The sequence below is a fragment of the Nonlabens sp. MIC269 genome (assembly GCF_001430865.1).
In the GTDB taxonomy this organism is placed as follows: domain Bacteria; phylum Bacteroidota; class Bacteroidia; order Flavobacteriales; family Flavobacteriaceae; genus Nonlabens; species Nonlabens tegetincola.
In genome coordinates this window covers 1,597,272-1,623,149 of the sequence record NZ_CP011373.1, presented here as the reverse complement: position 1 = coordinate 1,623,149, position 25,878 = coordinate 1,597,272, and the positions used below count along the sequence as shown (strand labels likewise).

Here is a 25,878-nt window from a genome sequence, read left to right as displayed (position 1 = left end):
GCTAAGGATAGTAACGACATCCTTTTGACAACTCATAGGTATTATAACCTATGAGTTTTTCAAAAGATATAGTGGATAGCCTGCCGCTGCTCACAAGAGCAGCGGAGCGCCCTATCACAACTTTTAAATATTCCCTAACTTCTTATTAGACAATCCCATCCCTTTTGCTAGGTTCATAAGGTTACCTAGCATGGTTTTTTCGTCGCCATCGTTTGACTTGCCTTGTAAGTTGCTCAACAAGTTTGCGATGGTGAGGTTCTTAATATCCTCTGAACTGATGTTGTATTTATCTGTAAACTCTTTAACCTTATCTAGTAGATTTCCTTTTACATCATCGCTACCTAGGATTGCATCCTTAACTTCAGTTACTGTTTCGGAATGACTTACTAAACGGTCGTAACCTTTAGCCTTTGTAATCTGTCCAATGATTTGGTCAAAGAACATGGTTTCACCACCTACTATATCAATGTTTGCAGCCTTAAGGGCATCACCTATTACTTTAGCTTGAGCATCGGCAATATCTTTTTGAATATTGATTTGCGCTAGGTCTACTTGAAGTTCTTTATCTAGTCGTAGTTTGAACTCTTCGTGTTCTTTACCTACACCATCTAGTTTCTTCATAGCTTCTGCTTTTTCTTCTATTCCAGCAGCATCAGCAAGGGCTTTTTCTTTAATCACCTCAGCTTCGGCAAGACCGTCTTTGCGTTTTGCTTCAGCCTTGGCCTGGATTCCAGCGGCTTCAGCAAGAGCTTTTTTCTCGATTACTACTGCATCAACAATACCTTGTCGCTCACTCGCATCAGCTTTAGCATGCATTACTTGTGCTTCAGAAAGACCTACTGTTGCCTCTTCTTTAGCTTGTGCTTCGGCAAGTATTTTACGTGCTTGTGCTTCTTTCTCACTAGCTTCTTTATGAGCTTGTGCCTCGATATTGATTTCTTCGGCTTTTTGCTTAGCTGCTTCTTTTTGAGCTTCGGCAGCTTTTATGGTTTTAATGAGATCTTCTTGAGCGGCAGCCTCGGCATTAGTGATAGTTACTTGTTTGATACGGTCTGCAGTTTTGAAAGCTTCAATGTCTTTCATGTTTTCCTGCTCTTCTACCACTCCTTTTTCAAGCATAACGCGGTCGCGTATTACATCCTGAATGTTCTTTTTCTCTACCTCAACTACTTTTTCTTTCTCAATTTGGGCTAGTGTAACCACTCTTTCACGCTCTGTAGCCTCAAGTAAGCGATCTTTTTCTACACGTTCTGCCTCTACAGCATCGGTACGTTGCTTGTTCTTCTCTGCAACGATGATCTGGCGTTGCATGTTTTCTTCGGCAACTTTTACTTTCTCTTCTGTAGCAATGCGAGCTGTTTCTGATTTCAGACGTTCTTCTTCTGCTACTTTTAATGTTTCTGCTTCTTCACGAGATTTGATATTTGCTATCTCACGCTTTTGTTGCTCTTCTTTTTCAGCTAATTGCTTATCCAACTCAAGAATTGCTTCACGAGCTTCTACATCTTGCTTACGGATGGTTTTTTCTTCATCACGTTTGATGAGATTAGCCTTGATGTTTTGCGCAGCCGTTAAGTCGGTAATTTTCTTAATCCCTTCTGCGTCTAAAATATTGTCTGGCTTTAAATGGCTAACAGCGGTTTGTTCTAGGTAATCAATAGCACAATCTTCTAGTGTATACCCATTTAAATCTGTACCGATAATGTCTACAATCTCATCGCGAAATTCTCTACGAGCTTCATATAGCTGGATAAAATCAAACTTTTTACCTACTGTTTTAAGAGCTTCAGAAAATTTTGCTTCAAAAAGATCTTCTAAGGTTTCAATGCGTGATGCACGTTGAACACCTATGGTTTGAGCTACTTTTTTAATGTAGTCCACTTCATTGTTTACACGTACAAAGAAAGCTACCTTAATATCGGCACGTAGGTTGTCTTTACAGATAAGTCCTTCTACATTCATACGCTCGATCTGGATTTTCTTTACCGAAATATCCATGACCTCTACACGGTGAAATACTGGGACAACAAAAAGACCTTTGTCTGTTGCTACTTTGGTACCACCGAAACCGGTGCGCACGAGCGCCTCACCTTGATGTACCTTTTTGTAAAAAAGGGCTATGATTAAAAAATAAATTACAATAATGGCTACTATGCCTACCACTACTGCAATTGCTATGGCTCCTGTATTCATGCGTTTTTAAATTTTTAGTTAGTTAAATTAATTGTTATTGAAGGTTTATTAAAGAGTACCTAAGTGTAACTGTCACTTTTGATACGTTTGTTATTCTTTACTCACGTAATAGTAATTTTTATCCTGGGATTGCTTGATTATGAGTACGCTTTCGCGAAAGCTTAATAGCGAACCATCTAAAGATTTCACATAGATACTCATTGGGTTTCCATCTACGACCACCTCTGCATTACCTAATTTTTCACCTGAAATACTGCTAAGTAAAGTTGCAGTACGTCCCAAAAAATCTACTGGTACGTCACCATTTTTATTAAGTTTTGCAAAGAAGCTTTTAAACGGTGTAGTAAATAGTTTATTAAGGAACAAGCTAGGAATAAGTAAGGCTAGCATAAATAAGAAGCCAATCGTATTATTTTCAGTACCTGTAATATCTGTTGCTAGTAGGGTACATATCCACCATACAAATATCCATGAGGTGAAAGTGAACATAAATGGTAATCCTACAAAATTGAAATAAATCAAAACAATTTGCCACCATTTAAGACGTCTGGTTCCTTTGTTAACGACGTGTTCCTTTTGCACCTCGGAACTTGCAACATCACCAAACTCGATATTTCCTGGATCTACAGTATCAATATCTAGATCCATATCAGCATCCACATCTACATCAATATCTACGTCTAAATCTACATCAATATCTACGTCTAAATCAAAGTCTACACCGCTTATTGCAGTAAGAATCCAATAGATAGCCAGTAGTATAATTAAAACCGTAAGGATGCTGTTTACATCGGAAAATATGAGATCTAGGAAATTATTCAAGTTATTGGTTTTTGTTGGTTACAATTTTTAATTAGTTAGAAAATCAAAGATGTTACTTAATGCTCCTGTACTGGCTTTATAAAACTCGGTATACTTGCAGCGTTTACACGCTACATAACTGAATTTTTTATTTTGAACATCAAAGATTTTGGACAAGGTACCGCCTGTAGCGCGCATTTCACCTGTTTCATATTGATGATGACCGCACTTTACACAGCTGTAATTCAAATTTTTCATAATGGAATTCTGATTGAAGTGACTAAGGATATAGCCACTCATTCATTTTAAGAATTAAGTTGCTTTTTAAGACGCTCTAATTCATCATCTATTTGCGCATCGGTAGAGCTAGCTGCCTCATCAAGTTCTTGATCGATACTTTTACCTTGATCTGCCATTTCACCATAAGCTTCAGCTAGTGCCTCTTCTTGAGCGACTTTTTCTTTCATGCGTTCTAGCATACTTACTGTACCAGCACTATCAAGCTCGGCCATTTGCTTGTTCACATTTTTTGTGGCGTCACTTACTTTTACTCTTGCTTTAAGAGTTTTGAGTTCATTTTCCCATTTTGTAATGTTACCCTTGATCGTGTCGATAGAAGATTTAAGCTTTTCAACATTTTTCTCATACTTTTCAGTTTCCTCTTGAGTTTGATTGATTTTTGCTTGAGTCTCTTCCTTTTTAAGTAGGGCTTCTTTGGCCAATCGATCTGCTTCATCTGTAGAGATGTCTCCTTTTTGAGCTTTTTTAAGGATTAAAACCGCTTTTTGCTCATAGTCTTTAGCCTTTTCTTGATAAGCATTTAAATCATTTTTTGATCTTATTGCCAATGCTTTAACTTGTGCCATAGCTTCGACACTTTTATTAAGATCTTCTTTCATATCCCTGATACCTTGTTCGGTCATGGTTATAGGATCCTCAAGATTATCAACGGCTTTATTTGCGTGTGCTTCTCCTATTTTAAATAGTCTTCTAAAAATATTCATAACAATGTTTTTTAATACTTTGAAAAAGTAATTATCTGGTCGCTGTATTCACTTAACAGTAAGCTGAGTGAGTTAAGCGATCCTTCTAACTCATTCAGGTCTAAATTTTCAATTTGTAAGGTGTCTCTAAAAATCACCTTGGTACCAGTCTCGTCTAGCACAAAAGCACCATGAATAATATCGCGATTTTTTTGTAGTAAACTTTTAAAAACCTCATCTCTATGGTTATTTATTTTAAAAATGTATTGCTCCATTATAAGAATAGGTGGCGCAATACCCATGATAAGATTTTTGATACCTACATCTTCTTTTTCAATTACAAGAATTCCAGAAGATGGATTCTCTCGAGTAATATCAAAATCTAGTTGTTGAAGGTATTCTTTGATTTTTTGGTAATGGTCGTTCATTTTTCTTTTGGTCTATTTTAATTTAAAGTAATTCTTCTTTCAATTACCGCATAAAAAAACACTGTTTTGAATTACGATAATATTACAAAAAAAGACCTTGTCATGCTAGAAAAATTCTAGCGGCCAGTTCGATTACAAATACTACTAGGTTAATCATGGTTATAGTTTTTGGTTAAACAATTTTTTAAAGAAAGGAATTGGGCTGGTTAGACCCTTAATAATTCCTTTCATAGCAATTTTTACTCAAAATATTAGCTTAAATGGTTGGTAATTGCTAATTTTGATAGCGTAAAGATACAATAAAAATTTAATCTTGCAAATAAAATTAGCAAATTATGTCGTTTTTCGGTAAAAACATCAAAAAAATTAGAGGTGTCAAGAGCTTAAGTCAACAGGCATTTGCAGACCTATTTGACTTAAAAAGAGGTACTTTAGGTGCCTATGAAGAAGGTAGAAGCGAACCGAAAATTGAAACAATAATAAAGGTTGCTAATTATTTTAGCATTTCTATAGATGATTTACTTACCTCAGAATTAACAGTGAATCAATTATTAAGATTCAATGACAATATTACTCTAGACCCAGAAGATCTAGAAAAGGAACAATTTGCCACAGTACCTTGTATTACCGCTAAAAACTATCAAGATTACATAGCTCATTTTGATAATGAGTTTTTTGTGAAAGACATGCCTAGTTTATCTCTTCCTATAAATACTGAAAAAACATTCAGAGGCTTTACTGTAAACAATCTAGAAATGACCAGTCATGATAAGGGATTTTATCCAAAGGATATTGTAATTGGTGAATTAGTGCCCAACAAGGTGATCCAGAAACTAAATAACGGCACTGTTGCTTTTGCCTTGATCAATGATCACATTATCTTACGTAGACTATACACAACTGAAAACGGAATAGTTTTAAGAGCAGATCATAAAAATATTGATGATATTAAAGTTACCTTGAAAGAAATTAAACAATTGTGGCGAGTGCGTTATGTGTTTTTTAGACGTGTGCCTGAATTAACCGATAGTTTTGAGGATAAACTTGCCTTAATTGAAGCTCAATTAAAAGCCATTAAAAATCATGATTCTCTTTAAATGAGAAGGGTTTAACACTTAATCTTTAAACTATAACAGTATAAAAGTGTCTATAACCACGTAGAATTGTATCTTTGTATTTTAAAATTAAAAGCAATGTTAGCTAGTATTTTCTTAGGAATGTTTGGACCATGGCAGTTCGTTTTAATTGCGCTGGTTGTTTTATTAATTTTTGGTGGTAAAAAAATACCTGAATTAATGAGAGGTCTAGGTGGTGGAATTAAGGAGTTTAAAGACGCTACAAAAGATGATGAAAAAAAAGAAGATAACAATAACAGCCTTAACAGCTAGTTCTATCCTTCTTATAAAATAAAAAAACCGCTTAGAAACTTTCTAAGCGGTTTTTTTATTCTTTACCATTAGTGCCTATTCGCTAGGAGCGGCTACAAAACTAGCACTCCTTAAAATAGCTTCTATCTCAAAAAGGTAATTGCGCTTATCTGCATTTGGTGCGCTCACATAACCTTCTAAAATAAGCCAGTTGTCACGTTCTTTATTATACACTGCGTAGTTTATGAATGGTCCTGCCATAAACATATTTTTCACTTCCCAAGTACCTCTAGTTTCAAAGGCAAAAGCACCAGCCACCTCGCTTTCAAATAACGACGGAGTGAATATAGGTTCCGTTTGAAAAACACCACCTTCATCCACTGGAATTTTTAAACCGCCTATACTGTCACGAACCTTTATAATTTGTGACACAGTATTTGAATCGCGAGTGATTAATGATCGGTCAACCTCGTAAATCATAAGGTCCATTGTGCCTTCTGGAATATTACGACGCAACCATACAAAATCAGGGTCATTTACCGCTGCATATCTATAAGCTCTAGGCACAGTAAGATCAATACCAAAACGCTTTTTAATTCGGTCTACATTAAGCGCTACCTTATCCATTAAACCTTTTTTGTAGCTAACCTCACTTTTGGTAAATAGTTTAATGATATCATTTTGATTGTCGTAAACAGCTTGTGCCACAGCATCAGGATTTGGACCACTTACAATAATTCCCAATTGAGGATTTGCATACGGATTTTCCTTAACACTTACTTTTACACTATCGGATTTCTTGATCTGTAAAAAATTACGAGATTTTTGAATAGCCCCTTTAAAACTCCTAGGTTTTACGTGATTCAAAGTAAATAGAGGTTCATCTCTTACAATACCTACGACAGATTGTGCCAGCACATTGCGTATTGTATCACCTACTTGTCCATCCCAATCTTCATTTTCAATAACAACCATTATTTTATTGAGTTGGCCCATACTATCTTGAACAGTAACAGGTTGATCGTCACAAGACAGTAGTAATAATGCGGTACATAAAGTGAATATAAATTTTTTCATTGGGAGTAGGTTTTTGATTATTTCAACTTAAGAACCATACCTGGTTTTAAGTTCTCGGTTTTATCTGGATTAAGCTTCTTCAAATTGCGTACCGAAGTACCATATTTTCTAGCAATTGTCCACAAACTGTCTCCACTTTTCACTTTATGAGTAGTTGAGGTAGTGATCTGAGAGACCGGTATAGTAGCAACTGGTCGTCTAGGATGGATATATAATTTTTGTCCTATTCGTAATTTAGAAGATCTTAAATTATTCCATCTTTTCAATTTACTCACGCTCACACCATACTTATTGGCAATTTTACCTAGGTAATCACCACTTTTGACTCGATAAACCACACGACTTTCTGCCTTTAGTAATTCAGGTAATGGTTTTTCTCTTTTATCAAATTCCGCTTTCGCGAAAGCGTAAACACTATCCTCATTACTCACAAATTTAGACATCGCTTTAAGTGGTAATCTTAAATAATACTTACGTCCTTCAACCACGGGAATGAGATCCAATTTATAGCTAGGATTGTGAAATTGAACTACCTCAATATCTTGATCTGTGAACTGTGCCACGTGTTCTAGAGCAATCATCTTTTTAACCTGAACCGAATCTGTAACTATAGATCTGTGTTCATTTTGTAATGGTTTAAAACCGTGCTCACTGGCATAGGTAAATAGATATAACATCGCTTGAAATGCCGGAACATATCCAGCTGTTTCACGTGGAAGATAAGGACGTAAATTCCAGTAATTTCTATATCCGCCGCTACGTCTTATTGCCTTGTTAACATTACCTGGTCCAGAATTATAGGCAGCCAAAGCTAAGTCCCAGTCACCATAGATATTATACAAGCTACGTAAAAATTTACAAGCTGCAACGGTAGCTTTTTCTGGATCCATGCGCTCGTCAACGTAACTATTTACCTCGAGTCCATAATTGCGCCCTGTAGCAAACATGAATTGCCACATTCCAGTAGCTCCTACCCTACTTTTTGCTTTGGCATCTAGTGCACTTTCTACCACCGCAAGGTACTTCATCTCCAATGGTATGTCATATTGATCCAGCTGCTCCTCAAACATGGGAAAGTAATAGTCGCTTAAAGTCATTAATCGCTCCAGATAAACTCGTCTATAACTAAGCTTTTTATTAATAAGCTTTTCCAGTATAGGATTATATTCTATGTTAAATGGTGTTGTAGCATTAATGCGTTTTAATCTTGCTTTTAGAGTGTCGGTAGGTACTACTTGTTTAACGATAGCTGCATCATCCAGATTTACAAAATCATCATACATGTAATCGTACAAATCGTTGTTGTACAATTCTTCTAATAATTTCTCATCAAACTCATCTACCTCAGGATATTCCTTTAATCCAGATCCATCTTCTACTTCAAGAATAGGGATAACAGTATGGGTTACTGTGGTTGATTCTACTTTAAGAGAGTCTGTTTTAAGGGAATCTTTTACGCTTTGTTTTTGCTTGTATTCTTCATAGGTGAACACCTTTCTTTTCACAGCAACCGAATCTGGTTGCTGTGCATGTAAAATAACCATCCCTATGATGGATAAACAAGTTCCTAATATTCTAGATCGCATATAGATTTTGATTCAAGATTCTTGCCACAGTCACTAGTCTTCTATAACAGCGATACCAGGTAAGGTTTTACCTTCTAGTAATTCTAACATAGCACCACCACCTGTTGATACATAACTCACCTTATCGGCATAGCCAAATTGTTTAACTGCAGCAACAGAATCACCACCACCAACAAGAGAAAATGCACCATTTTTAGTAGCTACTGCAATAGCATCACCTAGTGCTTTGGTCCCTTGAGCAAAGGCTTGCATTTCAAATACTCCAGCAGGACCGTTCCACAATATAGTTTGTGCTTGCTGTATTAAATCATGGAATTGCTGCTGTGTTTTTTCGCCTATGTCTAATCCCATCCAACCATCAGGTATTTGATCAATGGCAGCCTCTTTTCTATTAGCTGTTTCACTAAAATCGTCGGCCATTAAAACATCTACTGGTAAATGAATTTGTGTGTTGTGTTCTTGTGCTTTTTTAAGAATTTCAAGAGCAAGTTCTTGCTTATCGTCCTCAACCAATGAATTTCCAATTTTTCCTCCTTGGGCTTTTATAAAGGTATAAGCCATTCCACCAGCGATTATCAAATGATCTACTTTTTGCAAAATATTTTCTATCACTGTAATTTTTGAAGACACCTTGGCACCGCCTAATATTGCTAGCAATGGTCTTTCTGGGGTTTCTAATACTTTATTGAGGTTTTCAATTTCACGATTCATTAAAAAACCAAAGCATTTCTCCTCAAAAAACTGTGCAATTATAGCGGTACTGGCATGTGCTCTATGTGCTGTTCCAAATGCATCGTTAATGTACACATCGCCTAATTGAGATAGCGCTTTCGCGAAAGCAGAATCACCAGCTTTCTCCTCGTCATGATATCTCAAATTTTCTAATAAAAGAACCTCGCCACTTTGAAGGTCTTGAGCAGCTTGGATAGCACTTTGTCCTACACAATCCTCAGCAAATTTGACCTGGACTCCCAAAATGTCGCTAGCCTTTTCTACAACATGTTTTAAAGAAAATTCATTCTCTTTATTTTTAGGACGTCCTAGGTGTGACATTAAAATCACAGCACCATCATTTTCTAGCACATGAATAATAGTGTCTTTTGCTGCCTCAATACGAGTGGTATCGGTTACATTAAGATTGTCGTCTAACGGAACATTGAAATCTACTCTTACTAGAGCCTTTTTGTCTTTGAAATTGATATCGTTAATTGTCATATTCGATGGTAAGTATGTTGTAAAAAAACAAATATAAAGGGATAATCTGAGAGATAAATTTATAGATGCGGTTAAACTTTATATTTGCATTATGAGGAAGGAATCTATCCTAGGACTAGAGCACATTAAAAAGCATTTATTAAGTACCGTTGAAAACGGGCGTATTGCTCATGCACAGTTATTTGTAGGGCCATCAGGCAGTGGTACCCTACCACTAGCGATCTTTTATGCTAGAGCCATATTATGTCAAAAAAATCCTGATAGGTGCCATATTCAAATGGATCAACTAGCTCATCCAGATTTGCATTTTTCATTTCCTAGCGCAAGTACCAAAGAAACTGGTAGTAAGGCAACTAGTGATGATTATTTAAAATCATTTAGATCATTTGTAAAAGAACATCCTTATGGCAATATAAGTGCCTGGGCAAAATACGTTGATCTTGAGAAGAAAAATATTGAGATTAAGGTAGGTGAAGGCGAACTTATAATGAAAAAGTTGAGTCTTAAATCCTATGAAGGTGGTTATAAGGTGTTGATCATGTGGCAAGCAGACAGAATGAATTCTGAAGCTGCAAATAAATTGTTGAAGCTAATAGAGGAACCTCCTAAAAATACAGTAATCCTGCTGGTTGCAGAAAATACTGATCGCATGCTTAATACTATAATAAGCAGGTGTCAGGTAATTGAAGTTCCAAAATTGCCAGTATCTGTAATCACTGCCGGCTTACAACTACAGAATTCTTTAAACGAAAATGAATCTACAGCTATTGCTAGACAAGCAAATGGTGATTTCTTTAAAGCACTTGAATTAGCATCTAATATTTCAGAGGACAATGAATTTGAAGAGCTTTTGATTAAATGGGTAAGAACCGCTTACCAAGCAAAGACCAAACCTAGCGCTATCACAGAACTGATAAATTGGGCTACCGCAATTTCCTCCTTAAATAGAGAAAAGCAACAACGCTTTTTAAATTATGCTATTGAATTTTTTAGACAAGCGATGCTTTTAAATTATAAGGCAGATCGTATCGTGTATTTGAATCCAAAAACTGGATTTGACCTTAAGAAATTTGCTCCTTTTATTACTGGAAACAGAATGATTGCGGTCCAAGAACAAATTGAAACTTCACTTTATCATATTCAAAGAAATGGAAATGGAAAGGTTATTCTTACGGATCTTGCTATAGGTATGACGCGTATTTTACACGGGCCTTCTTAATATTTTGTTAATGACACAGTTTAAGTCTTTTGTTTTCAAAAGATTAAAATTACTTATACTTGCAAATAGAATATTATTTGATTGGACAACACAGGAATAGTTTTACTACTAATTTTTATACTCGTAACTTTTTGTATTTCTGCATATGAAAAAGTCTACAGATGGGAAGAAACTTTGCTTGACTTTCTCAATATGTACTCTAAATATTTTGGAGAACTATTAGTAAAGGTAATTACTATCTTTATATTACTGGCAGAGGTGTTAATTGCTACTTTAGCCCTATTTGCTCTTTATAAAATTTACTCTTCTGGTACTCTAGATTTTGCAAGATATACTTTCATAGGATCATCATTAGTATTTATTATCCTACTGATAGGATTAAGAATCATTAGAGATTACGAAGGCGCATCTAGGATAGCCATTTACTTTGGAGTAACTAGTCTAGGCCTATTATGGGTTTCATTAGCATAACCTATGCTAAAATTAAAAATCATAACTCGACTTTATTGAAAACGGCTTCAAATTAAGTGATTTAAGAAACTTTATTTCCTTCACATACCTTGGGTGAAGCAACTTAAAAATAACTCTTTAAAATGTGCTTATTTTAGTTTTTTAAGTATAAATTGATGTGAAGAGGCTTGCTTTGTAATTAAACAGGACAAATTAGAGATAAATCCTACCAGTGTACCTGAAATAAAAGGTATAGGCCATTTTTTATATCTAGCAGATAATATTGAAACGTAAAAACTATCCCACCACATTGGAATTGTATTTACTAATCGGAATTTACTTTTAAATAATATTTCTACAGAATGTTTTGAAAAATGGAAAGTGTGACGAGGAACATCGTAAGCGGCCCAATGTTCCTTAAAAACCCTAGCATCTAAACATTGATAATTAGGTAAAGCCAAAATTAAAATTCCATCAGGTTTTAATAATCTTACTAATTCTAATATCTGTTGTGACAAATTGGGAACATGTTCTAGAACATGATACATGGTAATTACATCAAAATAATTTTCTTCATAAATTGAAGTGTCAGGTTGAAATGACAAACTAAAATTTTGTTTTGCAAAATCTCTAGCCTTTTTAGAAGGTTCAACTCCACAAGCAGAGATGTTATTATCGATTAATGATTGAACCAATTCACCAGAACCTGCACCTACATCACAAACTTTAATTTTTGTAGAAGAGCCAAAATGTTCATTAATAACGTTGGTTATTAATCGAGTTTTTGTTTGAATATTTCTTCTCTTAACGACATTATAAATCTTGGAAAAAAAGGATGCTTTATTATTACCATGAGAATAATAATCTTCAGATTCATAATATTTCGACAACTCTTTAGGTTGAGGTACCGTTTTTAAAATACCAGTGGTATCATCTTTAAAAAGTTCAAATTTTTCTTTAGAAAAGAAATAATCCTTAGTTCTTAAAACTGATTTATTGAAGTTAAAGTCTATCATGTTTCACGTGAAACTATCTTCCCATATGTACTAACAGCACAGAAATATCACTAGGTGACACACCCGAAATACGAGAAGCCTGGGATACAGTAACAGGTTTAATTTTAGTCAATTTCTCTTTAGCCTCGTAACTCAAAGATTTAATTTGAGAGTAGTCATAGTTTTCAGGAATTCTAATATTTTCCAATCTATGAAGCTTGTCTGCATTGTTTTTTTCTTTCTCTATGTAACCAGCATATTTAACGTGAACTTCCACTTGTTCAAGAACATCCTTATTAATATCGTTTTTTTCAATAAAGCTGGCAACCTCATTAACACGCAACATGTCACTTAAATCAATTTGAGGTCTAGAAAAAACTTTAAATAACTTCCCATTTTGTTTCACTGGCGCAGAACCTTTCTCCACCAGAATTTCGTTCATTTCTTGAAAATTATAACTAGTGTTTTCAAGAAAATCAATCATCTGTTTAGACTTCTCTTGCTTCTCTTCTACCCTACGCATTGCATCGTCCTTAACTATTCCAAGTTTATAAGCACGAGGAGTTAAACGTAAATCTGCATTATCCTGACGTAATAGTGTCCTATATTCAGCTCTTGAAGTAAACATCCTATAAGGTTCTTCAGTTCCTTTTGTGATTAGATCATCTACTAAAACACCTATATACGCCTCGTCACGATTAAGCACAAACGCCTCTTCCTCACGAATCTTTAAAACCGCATTAATACCAGCCATTAATCCTTGGCTTGCAGCTTCTTCATAACCGGTGGTTCCATTAATTTGACCTGCAAAGTATAGATTATTTACGATTTTGGTTTCCAAGGTATGTTTTAATTGAGTAGGTGGAAAATAATCATACTCGATTGCATATCCTGGTCTAAAGAACTTAACATTTTCAAAACCAGCAACCGAACGCAGGGCTTTAAACTGAACATCTTCAGGTAAACTGGTACTGAAACCATTTACATAGACCTCTACCGTATCCCAACCTTCTGGCTCAACAAAAATTTGATGTCTGTCCTTATCGGCAAAACGATCAATTTTATCTTCAATAGATGGACAATAACGAGGACCTATACTTTGAATTCTACCATTAAACATAGGACTACGATCAAATCCTTCACGTAACAAATTATGAACCTCTGGACTTGTATAAGTCATGTAACAATCCCTTTGTTTAGTCAAAGGTTTAGTCCTATCAGAGTAACTAAACGTACCTGTAATTTCATCACCTGGATGAACTATCATTTTTGAGTAATCCAGACTACGCCCATCAACACGAGGTGGAGTTCCAGTTTTCATCCTACCTGCTTCAAAACCTAGATTAACCAAATCCTGTGTTATTCCAGTAGCAGCTCGTTCACCTGCACGACCACCTCCAAATTGTTTTTCACCTATATGAATTAAACCATTTAAAAAGGTTCCATTAGTTAATACCACACTTTTTGATCGTAACTCGAGACCTAAAGAGGTTTTAACACCAACCACTTTTTCCCCTTCTATAATCAGACCCGATACCATTTCTTGGTAAAAGTCTAAATTAGGAATAGCTTCCAATTGTAATCTCCATTCTTCAGCAAAACGCATTCTATCGTTCTGAGTTCTCGGTGACCACATTGCAGGTCCTTTAGATTGATTAAGCATTTTAAACTGTATAGCACTTTTATCGCTAACGATACCACTTAAACCACCTAAAGCATCAATTTCTCTAACAATTTGACCTTTTGCAATACCACCCATAGCAGGGTTGCAAGACATCTGCCCGATTGTTTGAAGATTCATAGTTACAAGTAAAGTACTTGCTCCCATATTTGCTGAAGCAGCTGCGGCCTCGCTTCCCGCGTGTCCAGCACCTACCACTATTACATCGTATTCTTGTCCTAACATAACATTAATGTTTCACGTGAAACATATTCATTTTTTCTTCTTCTTTTGAACGCATCAAATCAATTTCCTGAGGTGACTTATCCTTGTAACCACATAAATGAAGAATTCCATGAACCAAAACTCGGTGCAATTCTTGCTCAAAGTTCACATTAAAAACTTGAGCATTATCGGCAACTCGATCAGTGCTTATGTATATTTCACCTGATAATCTATTTTCCTCACAATAGTCGAAAGTTATAATATCGGTGAAAGTATCATGATCCAGGAATTGCTTATTCATTTCATGTAGGTAATCATCGCTACAAAAAACAAAATCAATTTTATCTAATGCTTTGTTTTCAGAAGCGATAACGGCCGAAAGCCATTTATTATACACTACGTTATTCAAAGGTTCAAAATCATTCTGATAGTGAAAACTAATCATTCTTAAAATACTCTTTAACTCGGTTCTTAAAAAGCGGCTGCAAAGGTAATACTTGTCTGTTTAATATCTCCTTATTATTGAAATAGTTGCTGGCATCAGGAAGCTTATTATTAGTCTCATTATTAAAACTATTACGATTTGTAGTGCTCTTACGTTCTTCTTGTTTTCCTTGTAATAATCCAGCATCCTTTAATTTTAATAAGTCGTGCTGAATTCGTAGCATAAGATCCTCGACTTCTCTATCAAAACCCTGATCCAACAGCTTACGCTCGACCGCTTTCATATTATCGGTAATGGATTCTACCTTGGATTTAATACCACTATTTTCAATCATGTTTTCTAATTGATCCCTAAGCTCCTTTTGCTTTTTATATATGTCATAAATGCGTTCTGCTTCAGACTCAGACTCCCGATAACCAGATTCGCCGGTATTTGAATCTTTGCCAGATTGACCAGAAGAACCACCAGATCCATTACCTGACGAACCACCTATTCCTCCAGATTCACCACTTTGTCCGTCCTCACCACCATTACCAGACTGACCATTTTGACCTTGCTCACCACCACTACCGGATTGACCGGATTGACCGCTTTGACCATTTTCACCAGCATTACCCGATTGACCAGATTGACCCTGCTGACCTTGTTGTCCTTGTTTTCCTTGTTGACCTTGTTGTCCTGATTTATCTCCTTTACCTTTTTTACTTAAGCTTTCTTGTTGCTGTATAATGTCCTGAAGTTGAAAACCAGCACCGCCTTCACCAGGACTTGGTTGTCCAGGACCACTTGATCCAGAAGCATTCATATTATCCATGGCATCACTTAACATAGAGCTTAATTTATTGGCACCTGAAAAAGCCTCCTGTTGCGCCATTAAACTGCGCTCTATTTTGAATTCTGCCAATTGCTCCATACTTGTATCTATACCATAATGAATATCGGTGATAACAGAATTTATTTCTTCACCGACCTTAGGGTTGCGGCTACTTAAAGCAAACAAAGAATCATCTACATGCTCAAAGGTGTATTCCAACTTTTTTTGCTTTATTAGTTTTTTTCCAAAACTTGGGCTATTTCTATTTATCAATGAAACTTCGTCCATTAAAGCTTCCTGCTCCAGACTATAACCTATCAAATTATCTAAAATTTGCCTTAAGGTTTCTGCATCCTCCATCATTTGATCTTTCTCCATGCTGCGCATTTGATTGCCCATTTGTTGAGATAGTCGTTTCATCTTATCTGCAGCACTGCGTTGTTTGGATGATGCCTTTTGAGATTCTTTAGATTCAATATTTTCTTTAGCTTCGTTTTGATCCTGCTCGATATCATCAGCTTGTGGTGGATCAAACTCTAACTTATGTGGACGTTTTAGATTAGTATTTTCCTTCTCAAGTTCCTCCAGTTCCTTTCTCCATTCTTGGAATTCTTTATTTAAACTATCTTGTTGTAGTTCTGAAGATTCAACATCTGCAGCCTTCTTCTGCTTTAAAGCTATTTGAGATAAATCTTTGGCTAATTGCTTGAATTTCTCCTTGACATAAAATCTTTTAGTTAACTCTAATAATTGTTCAAGACTACGTTGCTGTTGTTTTGAGTTGCGTTGTGCTTTATCTAATTGTTCCTTTAGCTCAGCAGGCGGCATTTTATCCTTGTATTCTTGGATCCTTTTTAAGAGTTCTTCATTCTTCTTAATTTGATCAGCACTTTGTTCCATTCGTTCTTTTAACGCCTCCTTTTCTTCTGATTCTTCTCTTATGGATTTTTCCAAATTGTTTTTTAACCGATCCAACTGTCGATTCATTAACTGTTCCTGCTTCTGCTGCTTATCTAAGACCTGTTCTAGTTTTTTGCGGTCATTAAAATCTAGATCTTTCTTTTCAATAGCTTCACGACTTAATTCCTTAAGTTTATCCTGCTGTTTTTCCTGATCCATTAAAGATTTCTCTATACTTTCTAACGATTCCTTTTGCTCTTGTAATTCACGTTGTTCCTGTTCATTATTGGTGATTTTTCGATAACCATAGACCTGAGACTTAACGCTTTTAAAGTTATTTACCACGTCATTATCAAAAGCTTCAAAATAATATTCATAACGTTTGCCTTCTAATAGTTCAAGACCTTGAGGAAAGGTATATAAAAACGTTTCATAGGATCCTCTATCTTTACTAATCACTAATTTCTTAACGGTTGCAGGATCATCTTGAATATAGTAGTTCAATACTATCTTTTTAATGCCGTAGTCGTCCACAACCTGACCTTTATAATATCTTATTTGATCGTTTAAAGAATCAACCTTTTCTTCCACCTTCAATTCAGGATATTCATCCTTTACAACATCGATTTTAAAATTAAGTGTCTCGTAATTTTTAGTATTAGAATTAGAGGTGGAAATAGCATATGAAGTAGGTTGTGATATCGCTTTCGCGAAAGCGAACTGATTATCCTGCTTTTTAAAGCTATAAGTATCATCACCATTAACGAAGTCTACAACTTGAGTATTACTGGTATTTAAAATCCACTGCACGCGAGTACCTTCTGGTAAAAGAGCGTTTCCTGTACCCTTAATAGTTTCTGAAGTGCGACCTATGTGTGAAGGAAACCTACACACCATATTGAATTGATCTATAGATGGTACAGCACCTACCTTGAGTTGATAATTTGGGCTTGCAACCTCATTTGCATTAAAGAAAAAATCAATGTCACTACTAGGTCTTTTAAAAACGTAACTGTAATTACCGTTTTTATCTTGATTCATAAAATAATTTTGACCCTTATAGCTTATGGAAACAGATTCAGGTAATTTCTTACCTACAACTTGAACATTAATTTTATAATCTTGATTTTGTAATGTACTTAAATCATCATTAAGTAATTTAAATGAATAAGGAGCAGGTGGAATATATTCGTTATTAAAATCGGCTACACGTGATGCGCTTTTTGTAATCACCTCATCATTACCGGTAAAGAAAAGTCCTACAATTATAACAAGCGGAATAGCTAAATATTTTAAATACTTGGAATTCTTTTTATAATCAATGGCAAGTGAAAAAGGTATAGGTTTAAGTTCTTCACTTTTTTGATTAATACTTGCCCACGTCAATTCATCGTCACCTCCATTTTTATGTAATTGTAAAACATTTACAAGTTTATCAGATACCTCAGGGAAATGAGTTCCTATAATGGTACTTGCATCCCTAAAATCAATTCCTTTAAAAAGCTTGAATAAACGAGCTAAAGGAATACCAACAAACTTGAACAATAAAAAAGATTGTACAATTACAAATAGAATAAACAATATGGTGCGTCCCACGGTACTAAGCCACAAAAAATGCTCGATTACCACAGTAAATAGAAAATACAACAAACTAAGAGCAGCAAAAAGAATGACTCCTCTTATCAATTCATTACGATAGTACTTACTAATAAATTGAGTTAATTTCTTTTGTATTATTTGAAAGTTAGTCATGGCACCTTTTCATCATCTAGACTTGTAAAGATAGGAATAAGCCTTAAATTGTTCATATCCATTTAATAAGTGGACTTACTAGCGTATTTCATACATAAATAGTGCCCAAATATTGAACTATGGTAAAAATTAAAGTTTGTTATAACTTTAGGCAAACTCAACCCTAGTAGAATGAAAGACTTAAAATACCTAGCTGCCTATCTAATTCCTGTTTTCTGTGTGCTAGGAATATTTCTAAAAGGATATTGGTTATTTATAACTCCAATTGTTGTTTTTGGAATAGTGCCTTTGCTGGAATTATGGATGCCATCTTTAAAAAAGAATTTATCAGACAGTGAAAAAGAATCTAAAACTGCTAATAGGTTTTTTGATTTGTTATTATGGCTTAATGTTCCTATCGTATTTGGTACGCTAGTGTATGCTTTTTATACTTTCAATAATTCCTTTTTAACTACTTATGAGGTAGTTGGCTTAATATTATCTTGTGGTATTGTAGCAGGAAGTAACGGAATTAATGTTGCTCATGAATTAGGTCATAGACAAGAAAGTTGGGAACGCTTTCTAGGTAAAATATTGCTGTTACCTAGTCTTTATATGCATTTTTATATAGAGCACAATCATCACCATCATTTGCAAGCTGCTACACCCGAAGATCCTGCAACAGCTAGATATAATGAAAATTTATATAAATTTTGGTTGAGATCGGTAACTCAACAATATATAAGTGCATGGCGCATACAACACAAGCTAAGGAAGGTAAATAATTACTCCATTTTTTCAGTAAAAAACGATATGCTATGGTATACCTTAATTCAAATGAGTTATTTGGTAACTGTAGGTATTGTATTTTCCTGGTCCACTTCCCTACTAGCAATTGCAATTGCAATAGTAGGTTTTTCATTATTAGAAATAATAAATTATCTAGAACATTATGGATTAAGAAGAGCAAGAAAAAAATCAGGAAGATATGAGGTCGTTAGGGAGATACATAGTTGGAATAGCAATCACGCATTAGGTAGAATATTACTATACGAATTAACAAGACATAGCGATCATCATTATAGAGCGAGTAAAAAGTATCAAGTATTAGATTATCACGATATAAGTCCACAATTGCCTTATGGATATCCTACTATGATGGTAATAGCAACGATTCCACCATTATGGTTTTCTATAGTTAATAAACATGTTCCACATGAAATGGTTAAACTGGCCACACAGTAATTTACCTAAAACCTAACTATTTACTCTCTATAGACTAACTATCTTTGCAGCCTATAAAACTGCATACAAAATGAGTCAAGAAGTTAGAGTAAGATTTGCCCCTAGCCCGACTGGACCACTTCACATAGGCGGAGTGAGAACCGCATTATTCAATTACTTATTTGCAAAAAAACATAAAGGAACATTTATCCTAAGGATTGAGGATACCGATCAAAACAGATATGTTCCAGGAGCAGAACAGTACATCATAGATGCTTTAAACTGGTGTGGGATTCCATTTGATGAAGGAATAGGAAAAGAAGGTAACTTTGGTCCATATAGACAAAGTGAAAGAAAAGAATCCTATAAACAATACGCTCTAGAACTTATTGAAAAAGGAGCTGCTTATTATGCATTTGACACAGCGCAAGAATTGAATGAAGCACGCGCTACGGCAGAGTCTCAAAAGAAGAACTTCATTTACAATCACACAACTCGAGATCAATTTACCAACTCACTTACACTTACACCAGAAGAAGTACAACAACGACTAGATAACGGTGAGGACTATGTAATAAGGTTTAAACCACAAATAAAAAACCTTGGTTTATTTGATGAGATACGTAAAGGAATCCAAATAGATACCAGTCTATTAGACGATAAAATTTTATTCAAAAGTGATGGTATGCCTACTTATCACCTTGCCAATGTTGTGGATGATCACAACATGCAAATCACACATGTGATACGCGGTGAAGAATGGTTACCTAGTATGGCATTACACGTATTGCTGTATGAAAGCTTTGGATGGCAAATTCCATCTTTTGCTCATTTACCTCTCATACTTAAACCAACTGGTAAAGGGAAGTTAAGTAAACGAGATGGAGCAAAATTCGGTTTTCCTGTATTTCCATTAGAATGGCATGATGATAAGGAAAATGAAACCTTCAATGGATACCGAGAAGATGGTTACCTGCCTAGCGCGGTTATCAATATGCTAGCCTTTTTAGGTTGGAATCCTGGAACCGAACAAGAATTATTTAACCTAGATGAACTTATAGAACAATTTGATCTTTCTCAAGTAAATAGTTCAGGCGCCAAGTTTGATCCAGATAAGGCTAAATGGTTCCAGCAACAATATTTTGTTGAACAAGATGATGCTGTTATAGGTGCCGCTTTCGCGAAAGCGTTACAATCAAAAAATATTAACTATGGATCACAGGATTATGTTAATCTAGTAGTTGGTCTAGTGAAAGAAAGAGCAGTGTTTTTAGATGACCTTTTTGAACTTGCAGGGTTCTTTTTTGAAGCACCGAAAGAATTTGATGAGAAAAATGCTAAAAAAGCTTGGAAAGAATCCACTAGCGATTTAATGAATCAATTAATTGAGGTCATTGAAAAAACTGATGATGATACCGCATCTGGATTGAGTGATTCAATTAAAGGCTGGATGAAGAGCAACGAACTAGGATTTGGTAAAATAATGATGCCTATGCGACTTTCTTTAGTAGGTAGTCTAATGGGTCCAGATGTTTTTGAAATAGCCTCTATGATAGGTAAAAATGAGACGATTTCTAGGCTAAAAACTGCTATATCTATATTAGGATAAAAAAAGATAAATAATACTTATTATTGATTAAAACGATACTTGTTTAAACAAGTATCGTTTTTTCTTATAAATTAATTTTAAAAGTAAAATCGTAGTCCAAAAGTGTAAAAACGGGCCTTACCTTCTAAATCATTACCAAGATTATCTTGTCCTGATAAATTGTTGAGAAAACCATAATGATAATGTGCCATGAATCTAAAATGGGTAACTCCGGTAGAAAATCCAATTACTCCATTAACGTTAAAAGGATTATTTTTTTGAAATTCTGACACGGTGATGGTATTAGATAAAGATCCTATCTGGGAATTTTCAAAAGCAGATTCATCTTTCAATTTATAATCACCATTAAATAGTAACGATGGACCTAATTCAATAGAAAAATGATTACTCTGTGCTATTTTCCAGGCAAAAAGAAAATTAAGCTCTGCTCCTAATTGAGAGAATTCAATTTCTTGATTTGTCAAAAGTTCTCTAGTTGAAAAGTTATGATTGTAAACACCTAATGAATAAATAAAATCAAAATCATCTCTTATTTGACCACGTGTTTCAAGAACAAATTTGTACCCTAAATTACTATCTACCGTTAGATCATCAATATCTAAACGGTAAGAAGTAGCCTCTACTCCTATCCCTAGATAATTTATAGGTGTGTATCGCTGTGCTTGAATGTAATATCCAGATATAAAAACCAAAAAAAGGAGAATGTATTTCATAATTGTAACAAAGGACATAAACATACTACCTATAATATAGATATGTTACTATTTGAGTAATTTTTATAAGGCAATTGCCCTTTAAAATTCTCAAGATAAGCACTTACCTTTACATAACCATTTACTTTATACAATATGATGACACTACCATTAATTCCCATTGTTCCTATCGTTATAGGAGTTATCGCTCTAATTATTTTATTGAGCGCTTTTTTTACAGTTAAACAACAAACAGCGGCCGTAATTGAACGTTTTGGTAAATTTACTAGCATGCGTCATTCTGGATTACAATTAAAAATTCCAGTGATCGATCGTGTAGCTGGAAGGATTAATTTACGTATTCAACAACTAGATGTAGTTGTCGAAACCAAAACCAAAGATGATGTTTTTGTAAGACTAAAAGTATCAGTTCAATTTCAAGTAATTAGAGATAAGGTTTATGATGCGTTTTATAGACTTCAAAATCCTCATGACCAAATTACATCATACGTTTTTGACGTGGTACGTGCCGAAGTTCCAAAAATGAAATTAGACTACGTTTTTGAAAAGAAAGATGATATAGCAATTGCGGTAAAAAGAGAACTTAATGAGGCCATGCTGGATTATGGATACGACATTATTAAGACACTTGTAACCGATATCGATCCGGATATTCAAGTTAAAGCCGCTATGAACCGTATTAATGCCTCGGAACGTGAAAAGGTAGCTGCCGAATACGAAGCGGAAGCAGAGCGTATTAAAATCGTTGCTAAAGCACGTGCTGAGGCTGAATCAAAAAGATTACAAGGTCAAGGTATCGCAGATCAACGAAGAGAAATCGCTAGAGGACTTGAAGAATCTGTTGATGTATTGAATAACGTAGGAATTAATTCACAAGAAGCCAGTGCATTAATAGTCGTAACTCAACATTATGATACGTTACAATCTATAGGTGAAGAGACAAATTCTAATCTTATTTTGTTACCTAATTCACCACAGGCAGGAAGCGACATGCTTAACAACATGATTGCTAGCTTTACTGCAAGCGCCCAAATTGGTGAGCAAATGAAAAAACAAAGCTCCAAAAAAAATAAAGATTCTAAAGAAACAGACTCTTTAGAATAGAGTTATTGGATTGAAAATAAAAGCGAGACTACTTAGTCTCGCTTTTTTCTTTTCTTGTTATTTCTCTTATCCATAAAAAAAGACAAAAGAAAAATAGTATGACATTAAAAATTCCACTTACTAGATATATATTTTCTGATTCATGATGTCTCACGTAGATCAGATAAAAATAGTAAGAGGAACTTATAAGTGTTATTAGTGTAAGAATGAAGTAAATGATACTTCCTATTTTCATTTAACGACTTAAAAATTTATTTACAATTTTTAAAACTACCGCTTTTTTTGCAATTGACGATATCATATTAGTAACAATTGAAACTGCGCTCAATTCTTCCTTAACTTCATTTATCTTTAACTTCATCGTTTCTTCATGAATTTGTTTCTGTAACGATAGAACGTTAAGCTCCTTATTTATCTCGTCAAAATTATTGTAAACCTTCATGAATATTTAATTAAAAAATTTCTTACTTGTACGTTGTATAACATTAGTTTCAATTTTCTTCCTAGTTAACAATAGAACTAATAAAAAGATGATGAAATAGAAGATTCCTACAGCAAAAAAGCCCATAGCGTAACTTTCCCATATTTCACCTAATAAAAAGGCTACTGCTGTACTTAAAGAGATTGCTGATAATGTTATAAATAGAATACTTAAAAGCTTGTGAACACTGCTGCTTAAAAACAACGTAAGACCTTTGAATAATCGTAAACGATGAAATTCAATTGTAGTTTCAATATAGCTTTTACTAGCCTCTTGAAATTCCTGTATTTGGTCTGTAATAGAACTCAAAATCTAGATTTTATACAGTCGCTTTAGCCTTTTTTACCGCTCCGCTTGCAGTTTTAGGTTTTTGTAATTTGGCGTTTTGTGTACGTAGTTGTTCTAGTTTTTCTTCTAGTGCGACAATAGCGTCATCTGCTTTATAACTAGCTGTAGATAGTGCTTCTTCTATCCTTTCACCTACTGTTCCACGAACTTCTGAAGTTTTTGCTGCTACTTGTTCATAGGTTCTTTGAGCACTTTCTGTAAAAGTATCTTTTGCTTTAATGGCTTCTTTTTTTAATTTTTTACGTGTTTTTTTACCGCTTTCTGGTGCGTATAAAATTCCTGCGATTGCTCCTAAAGCAGCTCCTGCTGCAAGTGCTATAATCGTATTTCCTGTCTTTGCCATAGTAATATTTTTTTTGATTTGTTTGTTATTACAAATGTACCTTACTCCTACAGCTTACAGCGTTAATAGATATATAAGCATTTTAATTAATTCAATGAAAAAGTATAAAATCGATATAATATTTATCAATTTTTGTTAAAATCATACAATTTATAACCAAAAAAGCCATCCATTACTGAATGACTTTTTAGCGATTATACTTTTATGAGGTATGTTTTCGCGACTGCAGACATGAATCATAAAGTTCATGTCAAAGGAAGCAAATTATAAGAAAAACTATTGATCAATTTTTGCCCATGTATCTCTTAGAGTTACTGTTCTATTGAAAATTCGATTCTCTGAAGTACTATCTCTATCAACTGAGAAATAACCCATACGCTGGAATTGTACCGTTTTCCCTACTTCTAAGTCTTTTAAAGCTGGTTCACCAAACGCTGTGATAGTTTTTAATGATTCTTTATTTACGAATTGCATGAAATCCACATCCTTATCTGCGTCTGGCTGTGCAACATTAAACAGTCTATCGTATAATCTTACCTCAACTGGTACAGCATGGGCCGCACTTACCCAATGTAAGGTTCCTTTAACGCGACGCATACTGGCCTCAGTGCCACTACCACTTTTTGATTCTGGATCATAAGTTGCATGTATTTCAGTGATGACACCATTTTCATCTTTTACACAACCTTCACCCTTAATAATATAGGCATTTTTAAGTCTTACTTCTTTTCCATTCTTTAATCTAAAGAATTTCTTATTTGCTTCTTCCCTATAATCTTCACGTTCTATATAAAGTACTTTTGAGAAAGGTACTTCTCTATATCCTCTAGATGCATCTTCCTGACTATTTTCGGCTTGTAAGATTTCTTCTTTTCCTTCAGGATAATTAGTAATTACTAATTTAACTGGATCCAGAACTGCCATCACTCGGTCAGCTTCTTTATTTAGATAATCTCTTACGAAATACTCTAAATGGTTCATGTCAACTAGATTATCACGTTTTGCAATACCTATAGAATCTGCAAAATTACGGATTGCTTGAGCAGGATAACCTCTTCTTCTCATTCCAGAAATAGTGGTCATTCTAGGATCATCCCAACCTGAAACAATTCCATCATCAACGAGTTTTTGAAGTTTGCGTTTTGAAGTAACTGTATGAGAGACGTTACGACGGGCAAATTCACGTTGTTTAGGGCGTATCTTATCCTTATCTACTATTTGGTCAAGAAACCAATTATAAAGCTCTCTATGAGGTAAAAATTCAAGAGTACAGAATGAGTGAGTTATTTGTTCCAAATAATCACTTTCTCCATGTGTCCAATCATACATGGGATAAATTTTCCAATCATTACCTGTTCTATGATGTGGTTTATTCACAACGCGATACATGATAGGATCTCTCATAAGCATGTTTGAAGATGACATATCAATCTTAGCTCTTAATACATGCTCAGACTCGCCAAATTCACCGTTTTTCATAGATTCAAATAACTTTAAATTATCATCTATACTACGATTTCTATAAGGACTATTAGTTCCAGGTTGTGTAGGTGTACCTTTTTGTTCAGCAATTTGTTCACTTGATTGAGAATCAACATAAGCTTTACCTTCCTTAATAAGCTGTATAGCCCAATCATAAAGTTGTTGGAAGTAGTCAGATGCATAACATAGGTTATCCCATTTATAACCTAACCATTCAATATCCTTTTGAATAGCTTCAACAAACTTAGATTCTTCTTTAGCAGGATTTGTATCATCAAATCTTAAGTTTACTGGTTTGTTATACTTCTCACCTAACCCAAAATTTAAGCAAATTGCACTAGCATGTCCTATGTGCAAGAATCCATTAGGCTCTGGTGGAAATCTAAATCTTAAATGATCAGGATTTAATCCGTTTTCAAGATCTGCTTCAATTATCTCTTCTATAAAGTTAGCCGGCTTTTTATCGCTCATCCCTATGTTATTTT

At 34.7% G+C, this 25,878-nt stretch carries 24 protein-coding genes; 7 read left to right on the top strand and 17 right to left on the bottom strand.

Features of this window, described 5'->3' with window-relative positions; genetic code table 11:
- Positions 1 to 123: 123 nt before the first annotated feature.
- The 5 genes from AAT17_RS07620 to AAT17_RS07600 form a co-directional block, all read right to left on the bottom strand.
- A complete protein-coding gene (locus AAT17_RS07620) occupies positions 124 to 2,193 on the bottom strand; it encodes a flotillin family protein (RefSeq protein ID WP_042276768.1) in 2,070 nt (689 codons plus the stop codon).
- Positions 2,194 to 2,283: 90 nt separating this feature from the next.
- The gene (locus AAT17_RS07615; RefSeq protein ID WP_060523500.1) at positions 2,284 to 3,015 is read right to left on the bottom strand and encodes a hypothetical protein; all 732 of its coding nucleotides are present in this window, start codon (positions 3,013 to 3,015) and stop codon (positions 2,284 to 2,286) included.
- A 27-nt stretch (positions 3,016 to 3,042) separates the two neighbouring features.
- Complete coding sequence (locus AAT17_RS07610) at positions 3,043 to 3,252, bottom strand: zinc ribbon domain-containing protein (RefSeq protein ID WP_042276764.1); 210 nt, start codon at positions 3,250 to 3,252, stop codon at positions 3,043 to 3,045.
- A gap of 47 nt (positions 3,253 to 3,299) precedes the next feature.
- Positions 3,300 to 3,998, bottom strand: a complete 699-nt coding sequence (locus AAT17_RS07605; protein ID WP_060523499.1) for a PspA/IM30 family protein — start codon at positions 3,996 to 3,998, stop codon at positions 3,300 to 3,302.
- An 11-nt stretch (positions 3,999 to 4,009) separates the two neighbouring features.
- Positions 4,010 to 4,405 (bottom strand): YbjN domain-containing protein, encoded by a 396-nt coding sequence (locus tag AAT17_RS07600; RefSeq protein ID WP_060523498.1) that lies wholly within the window; start codon positions 4,403 to 4,405, stop codon positions 4,010 to 4,012.
- A gap of 335 nt (positions 4,406 to 4,740) precedes the next feature.
- On the opposite strand from AAT17_RS07600, the gene AAT17_RS07595 reads away from it, so the two are divergent.
- Both AAT17_RS07595 and AAT17_RS07590 read left to right on the top strand, forming a co-directional pair.
- A complete protein-coding gene (locus AAT17_RS07595; RefSeq protein WP_060523497.1) occupies positions 4,741 to 5,502 on the top strand; it encodes a helix-turn-helix transcriptional regulator in 762 nt (253 codons plus the stop codon).
- Positions 5,503 to 5,598: 96 nt separating this feature from the next.
- A complete protein-coding gene (locus tag AAT17_RS07590) occupies positions 5,599 to 5,793 on the top strand; it encodes a twin-arginine translocase TatA/TatE family subunit (protein WP_042276756.1) in 195 nt (64 codons plus the stop codon).
- Positions 5,794 to 5,868: 75 nt separating this feature from the next.
- On the opposite strand, the gene AAT17_RS07585 is transcribed toward AAT17_RS07590, so the two are convergent.
- From AAT17_RS07585 to pgk, 3 genes are read right to left on the bottom strand one after another with little or no spacing between them, the layout of a single operon-like run.
- Complete coding sequence (locus AAT17_RS07585) at positions 5,869 to 6,849, bottom strand: DUF4837 family protein (RefSeq protein ID WP_060523496.1); 981 nt, start codon at positions 6,847 to 6,849, stop codon at positions 5,869 to 5,871.
- A 17-nt stretch (positions 6,850 to 6,866) separates the two neighbouring features.
- Positions 6,867 to 8,435 carry a lytic transglycosylase domain-containing protein gene (locus AAT17_RS07580; protein WP_082586924.1) on the bottom strand — a complete coding sequence of 523 codons (1,569 nt, stop codon included), beginning with the start codon at positions 8,433 to 8,435 and terminating at the stop codon, positions 6,867 to 6,869.
- A 33-nt stretch (positions 8,436 to 8,468) separates the two neighbouring features.
- Positions 8,469 to 9,650 carry a phosphoglycerate kinase gene (gene pgk / locus AAT17_RS07575; protein WP_060523494.1) on the bottom strand — a complete coding sequence of 394 codons (1,182 nt, stop codon included), beginning with the start codon at positions 9,648 to 9,650 and terminating at the stop codon, positions 8,469 to 8,471.
- Positions 9,651 to 9,741: 91 nt separating this feature from the next.
- Between pgk and AAT17_RS07570 the strand changes: the two genes are divergently transcribed.
- Positions 9,742 to 10,869 (top strand): DNA polymerase III subunit delta', encoded by a 1,128-nt coding sequence (locus AAT17_RS07570; protein ID WP_060523493.1) that lies wholly within the window; start codon positions 9,742 to 9,744, stop codon positions 10,867 to 10,869.
- Between the two features lie 192 nt (positions 10,870 to 11,061).
- Complete coding sequence (locus AAT17_RS07565; RefSeq protein WP_042276745.1) at positions 11,062 to 11,340, top strand: hypothetical protein; 279 nt, start codon at positions 11,062 to 11,064, stop codon at positions 11,338 to 11,340.
- 128 nt (positions 11,341 to 11,468) lie between these two features.
- Here AAT17_RS07565 and AAT17_RS07560 read toward each other — a convergent pair whose 3' ends face one another.
- Genes AAT17_RS07560 through AAT17_RS07545 form a run of 4 tightly spaced genes read right to left on the bottom strand, consistent with a single transcriptional unit; the run spans position 11,469 to position 18,110 of the window.
- On the bottom strand, positions 11,469 to 12,335 hold the full coding sequence (locus AAT17_RS07560; RefSeq protein WP_060523492.1) for a bifunctional 2-polyprenyl-6-hydroxyphenol methylase/3-demethylubiquinol 3-O-methyltransferase UbiG: 867 nt from the start codon (positions 12,333 to 12,335) through the stop codon (positions 11,469 to 11,471).
- A 13-nt stretch (positions 12,336 to 12,348) separates the two neighbouring features.
- Complete coding sequence (gene mnmG / locus AAT17_RS07555) at positions 12,349 to 14,220, bottom strand: tRNA uridine-5-carboxymethylaminomethyl(34) synthesis enzyme MnmG (protein WP_060523491.1); 1,872 nt, start codon at positions 14,218 to 14,220, stop codon at positions 12,349 to 12,351.
- A gap of 4 nt (positions 14,221 to 14,224) precedes the next feature.
- Positions 14,225 to 14,644 (bottom strand): rRNA maturation RNase YbeY, encoded by a 420-nt coding sequence (gene ybeY / locus AAT17_RS07550; protein ID WP_060523490.1) that lies wholly within the window; start codon positions 14,642 to 14,644, stop codon positions 14,225 to 14,227.
- Entirely contained in the window at positions 14,637 to 18,110 is a 3,474-nt protein-coding gene (locus tag AAT17_RS07545; protein WP_060523489.1) for a hypothetical protein, read from the bottom strand. The genes ybeY and AAT17_RS07545 overlap by 8 nt, the downstream gene beginning before the upstream one ends.
- A 171-nt stretch (positions 18,111 to 18,281) precedes the next feature.
- On the opposite strand from AAT17_RS07545, the gene AAT17_RS07540 reads away from it, so the two are divergent.
- Positions 18,282 to 19,334: an alkane 1-monooxygenase gene (locus AAT17_RS07540; RefSeq protein WP_060523488.1), complete on the top strand. Its 1,053-nt coding sequence runs from the start codon at positions 18,282 to 18,284 to the stop codon at positions 19,332 to 19,334.
- A 70-nt stretch (positions 19,335 to 19,404) separates the two neighbouring features.
- Positions 19,405 to 20,922 (top strand): glutamate--tRNA ligase, encoded by a 1,518-nt coding sequence (gltX, locus tag AAT17_RS07535; protein ID WP_060523487.1) that lies wholly within the window; start codon positions 19,405 to 19,407, stop codon positions 20,920 to 20,922.
- Positions 20,923 to 20,999: 77 nt separating this feature from the next.
- Here gltX and AAT17_RS07530 read toward each other — a convergent pair whose 3' ends face one another.
- Positions 21,000 to 21,635, bottom strand: a complete 636-nt coding sequence (locus AAT17_RS07530; protein ID WP_060523486.1) for a hypothetical protein — start codon at positions 21,633 to 21,635, stop codon at positions 21,000 to 21,002.
- 135 nt (positions 21,636 to 21,770) lie between these two features.
- Here AAT17_RS07530 and AAT17_RS07525 point away from each other — a divergent pair, with 135 nt between their 5' ends.
- The gene (locus tag AAT17_RS07525; RefSeq protein ID WP_060523485.1) at positions 21,771 to 22,739 is read left to right on the top strand and encodes an SPFH domain-containing protein; all 969 of its coding nucleotides are present in this window, start codon (positions 21,771 to 21,773) and stop codon (positions 22,737 to 22,739) included.
- 235 nt (positions 22,740 to 22,974) lie between these two features.
- Here AAT17_RS07525 and AAT17_RS07520 read toward each other — a convergent pair whose 3' ends face one another.
- From AAT17_RS07520 to AAT17_RS07505, 4 genes are all read right to left on the bottom strand, one after another.
- The gene (locus tag AAT17_RS07520; protein WP_060523484.1) at positions 22,975 to 23,181 is read right to left on the bottom strand and encodes a DUF6327 family protein; all 207 of its coding nucleotides are present in this window, start codon (positions 23,179 to 23,181) and stop codon (positions 22,975 to 22,977) included.
- Between the two features lie 6 nt (positions 23,182 to 23,187).
- Positions 23,188 to 23,529: a hypothetical protein gene (locus AAT17_RS07515; RefSeq protein WP_060523483.1), complete on the bottom strand. Its 342-nt coding sequence runs from the start codon at positions 23,527 to 23,529 to the stop codon at positions 23,188 to 23,190.
- Positions 23,530 to 23,539: 10 nt separating this feature from the next.
- Entirely contained in the window at positions 23,540 to 23,911 is a 372-nt protein-coding gene (locus tag AAT17_RS07510; protein ID WP_060523482.1) for a YtxH domain-containing protein, read from the bottom strand.
- A gap of 276 nt (positions 23,912 to 24,187) precedes the next feature.
- Positions 24,188 to 25,864 carry a glutamine--tRNA ligase/YqeY domain fusion protein gene (locus AAT17_RS07505; RefSeq protein ID WP_060523481.1) on the bottom strand — a complete coding sequence of 559 codons (1,677 nt, stop codon included), beginning with the start codon at positions 25,862 to 25,864 and terminating at the stop codon, positions 24,188 to 24,190.
- Positions 25,865 to 25,878 lie beyond the last annotated feature (14 nt).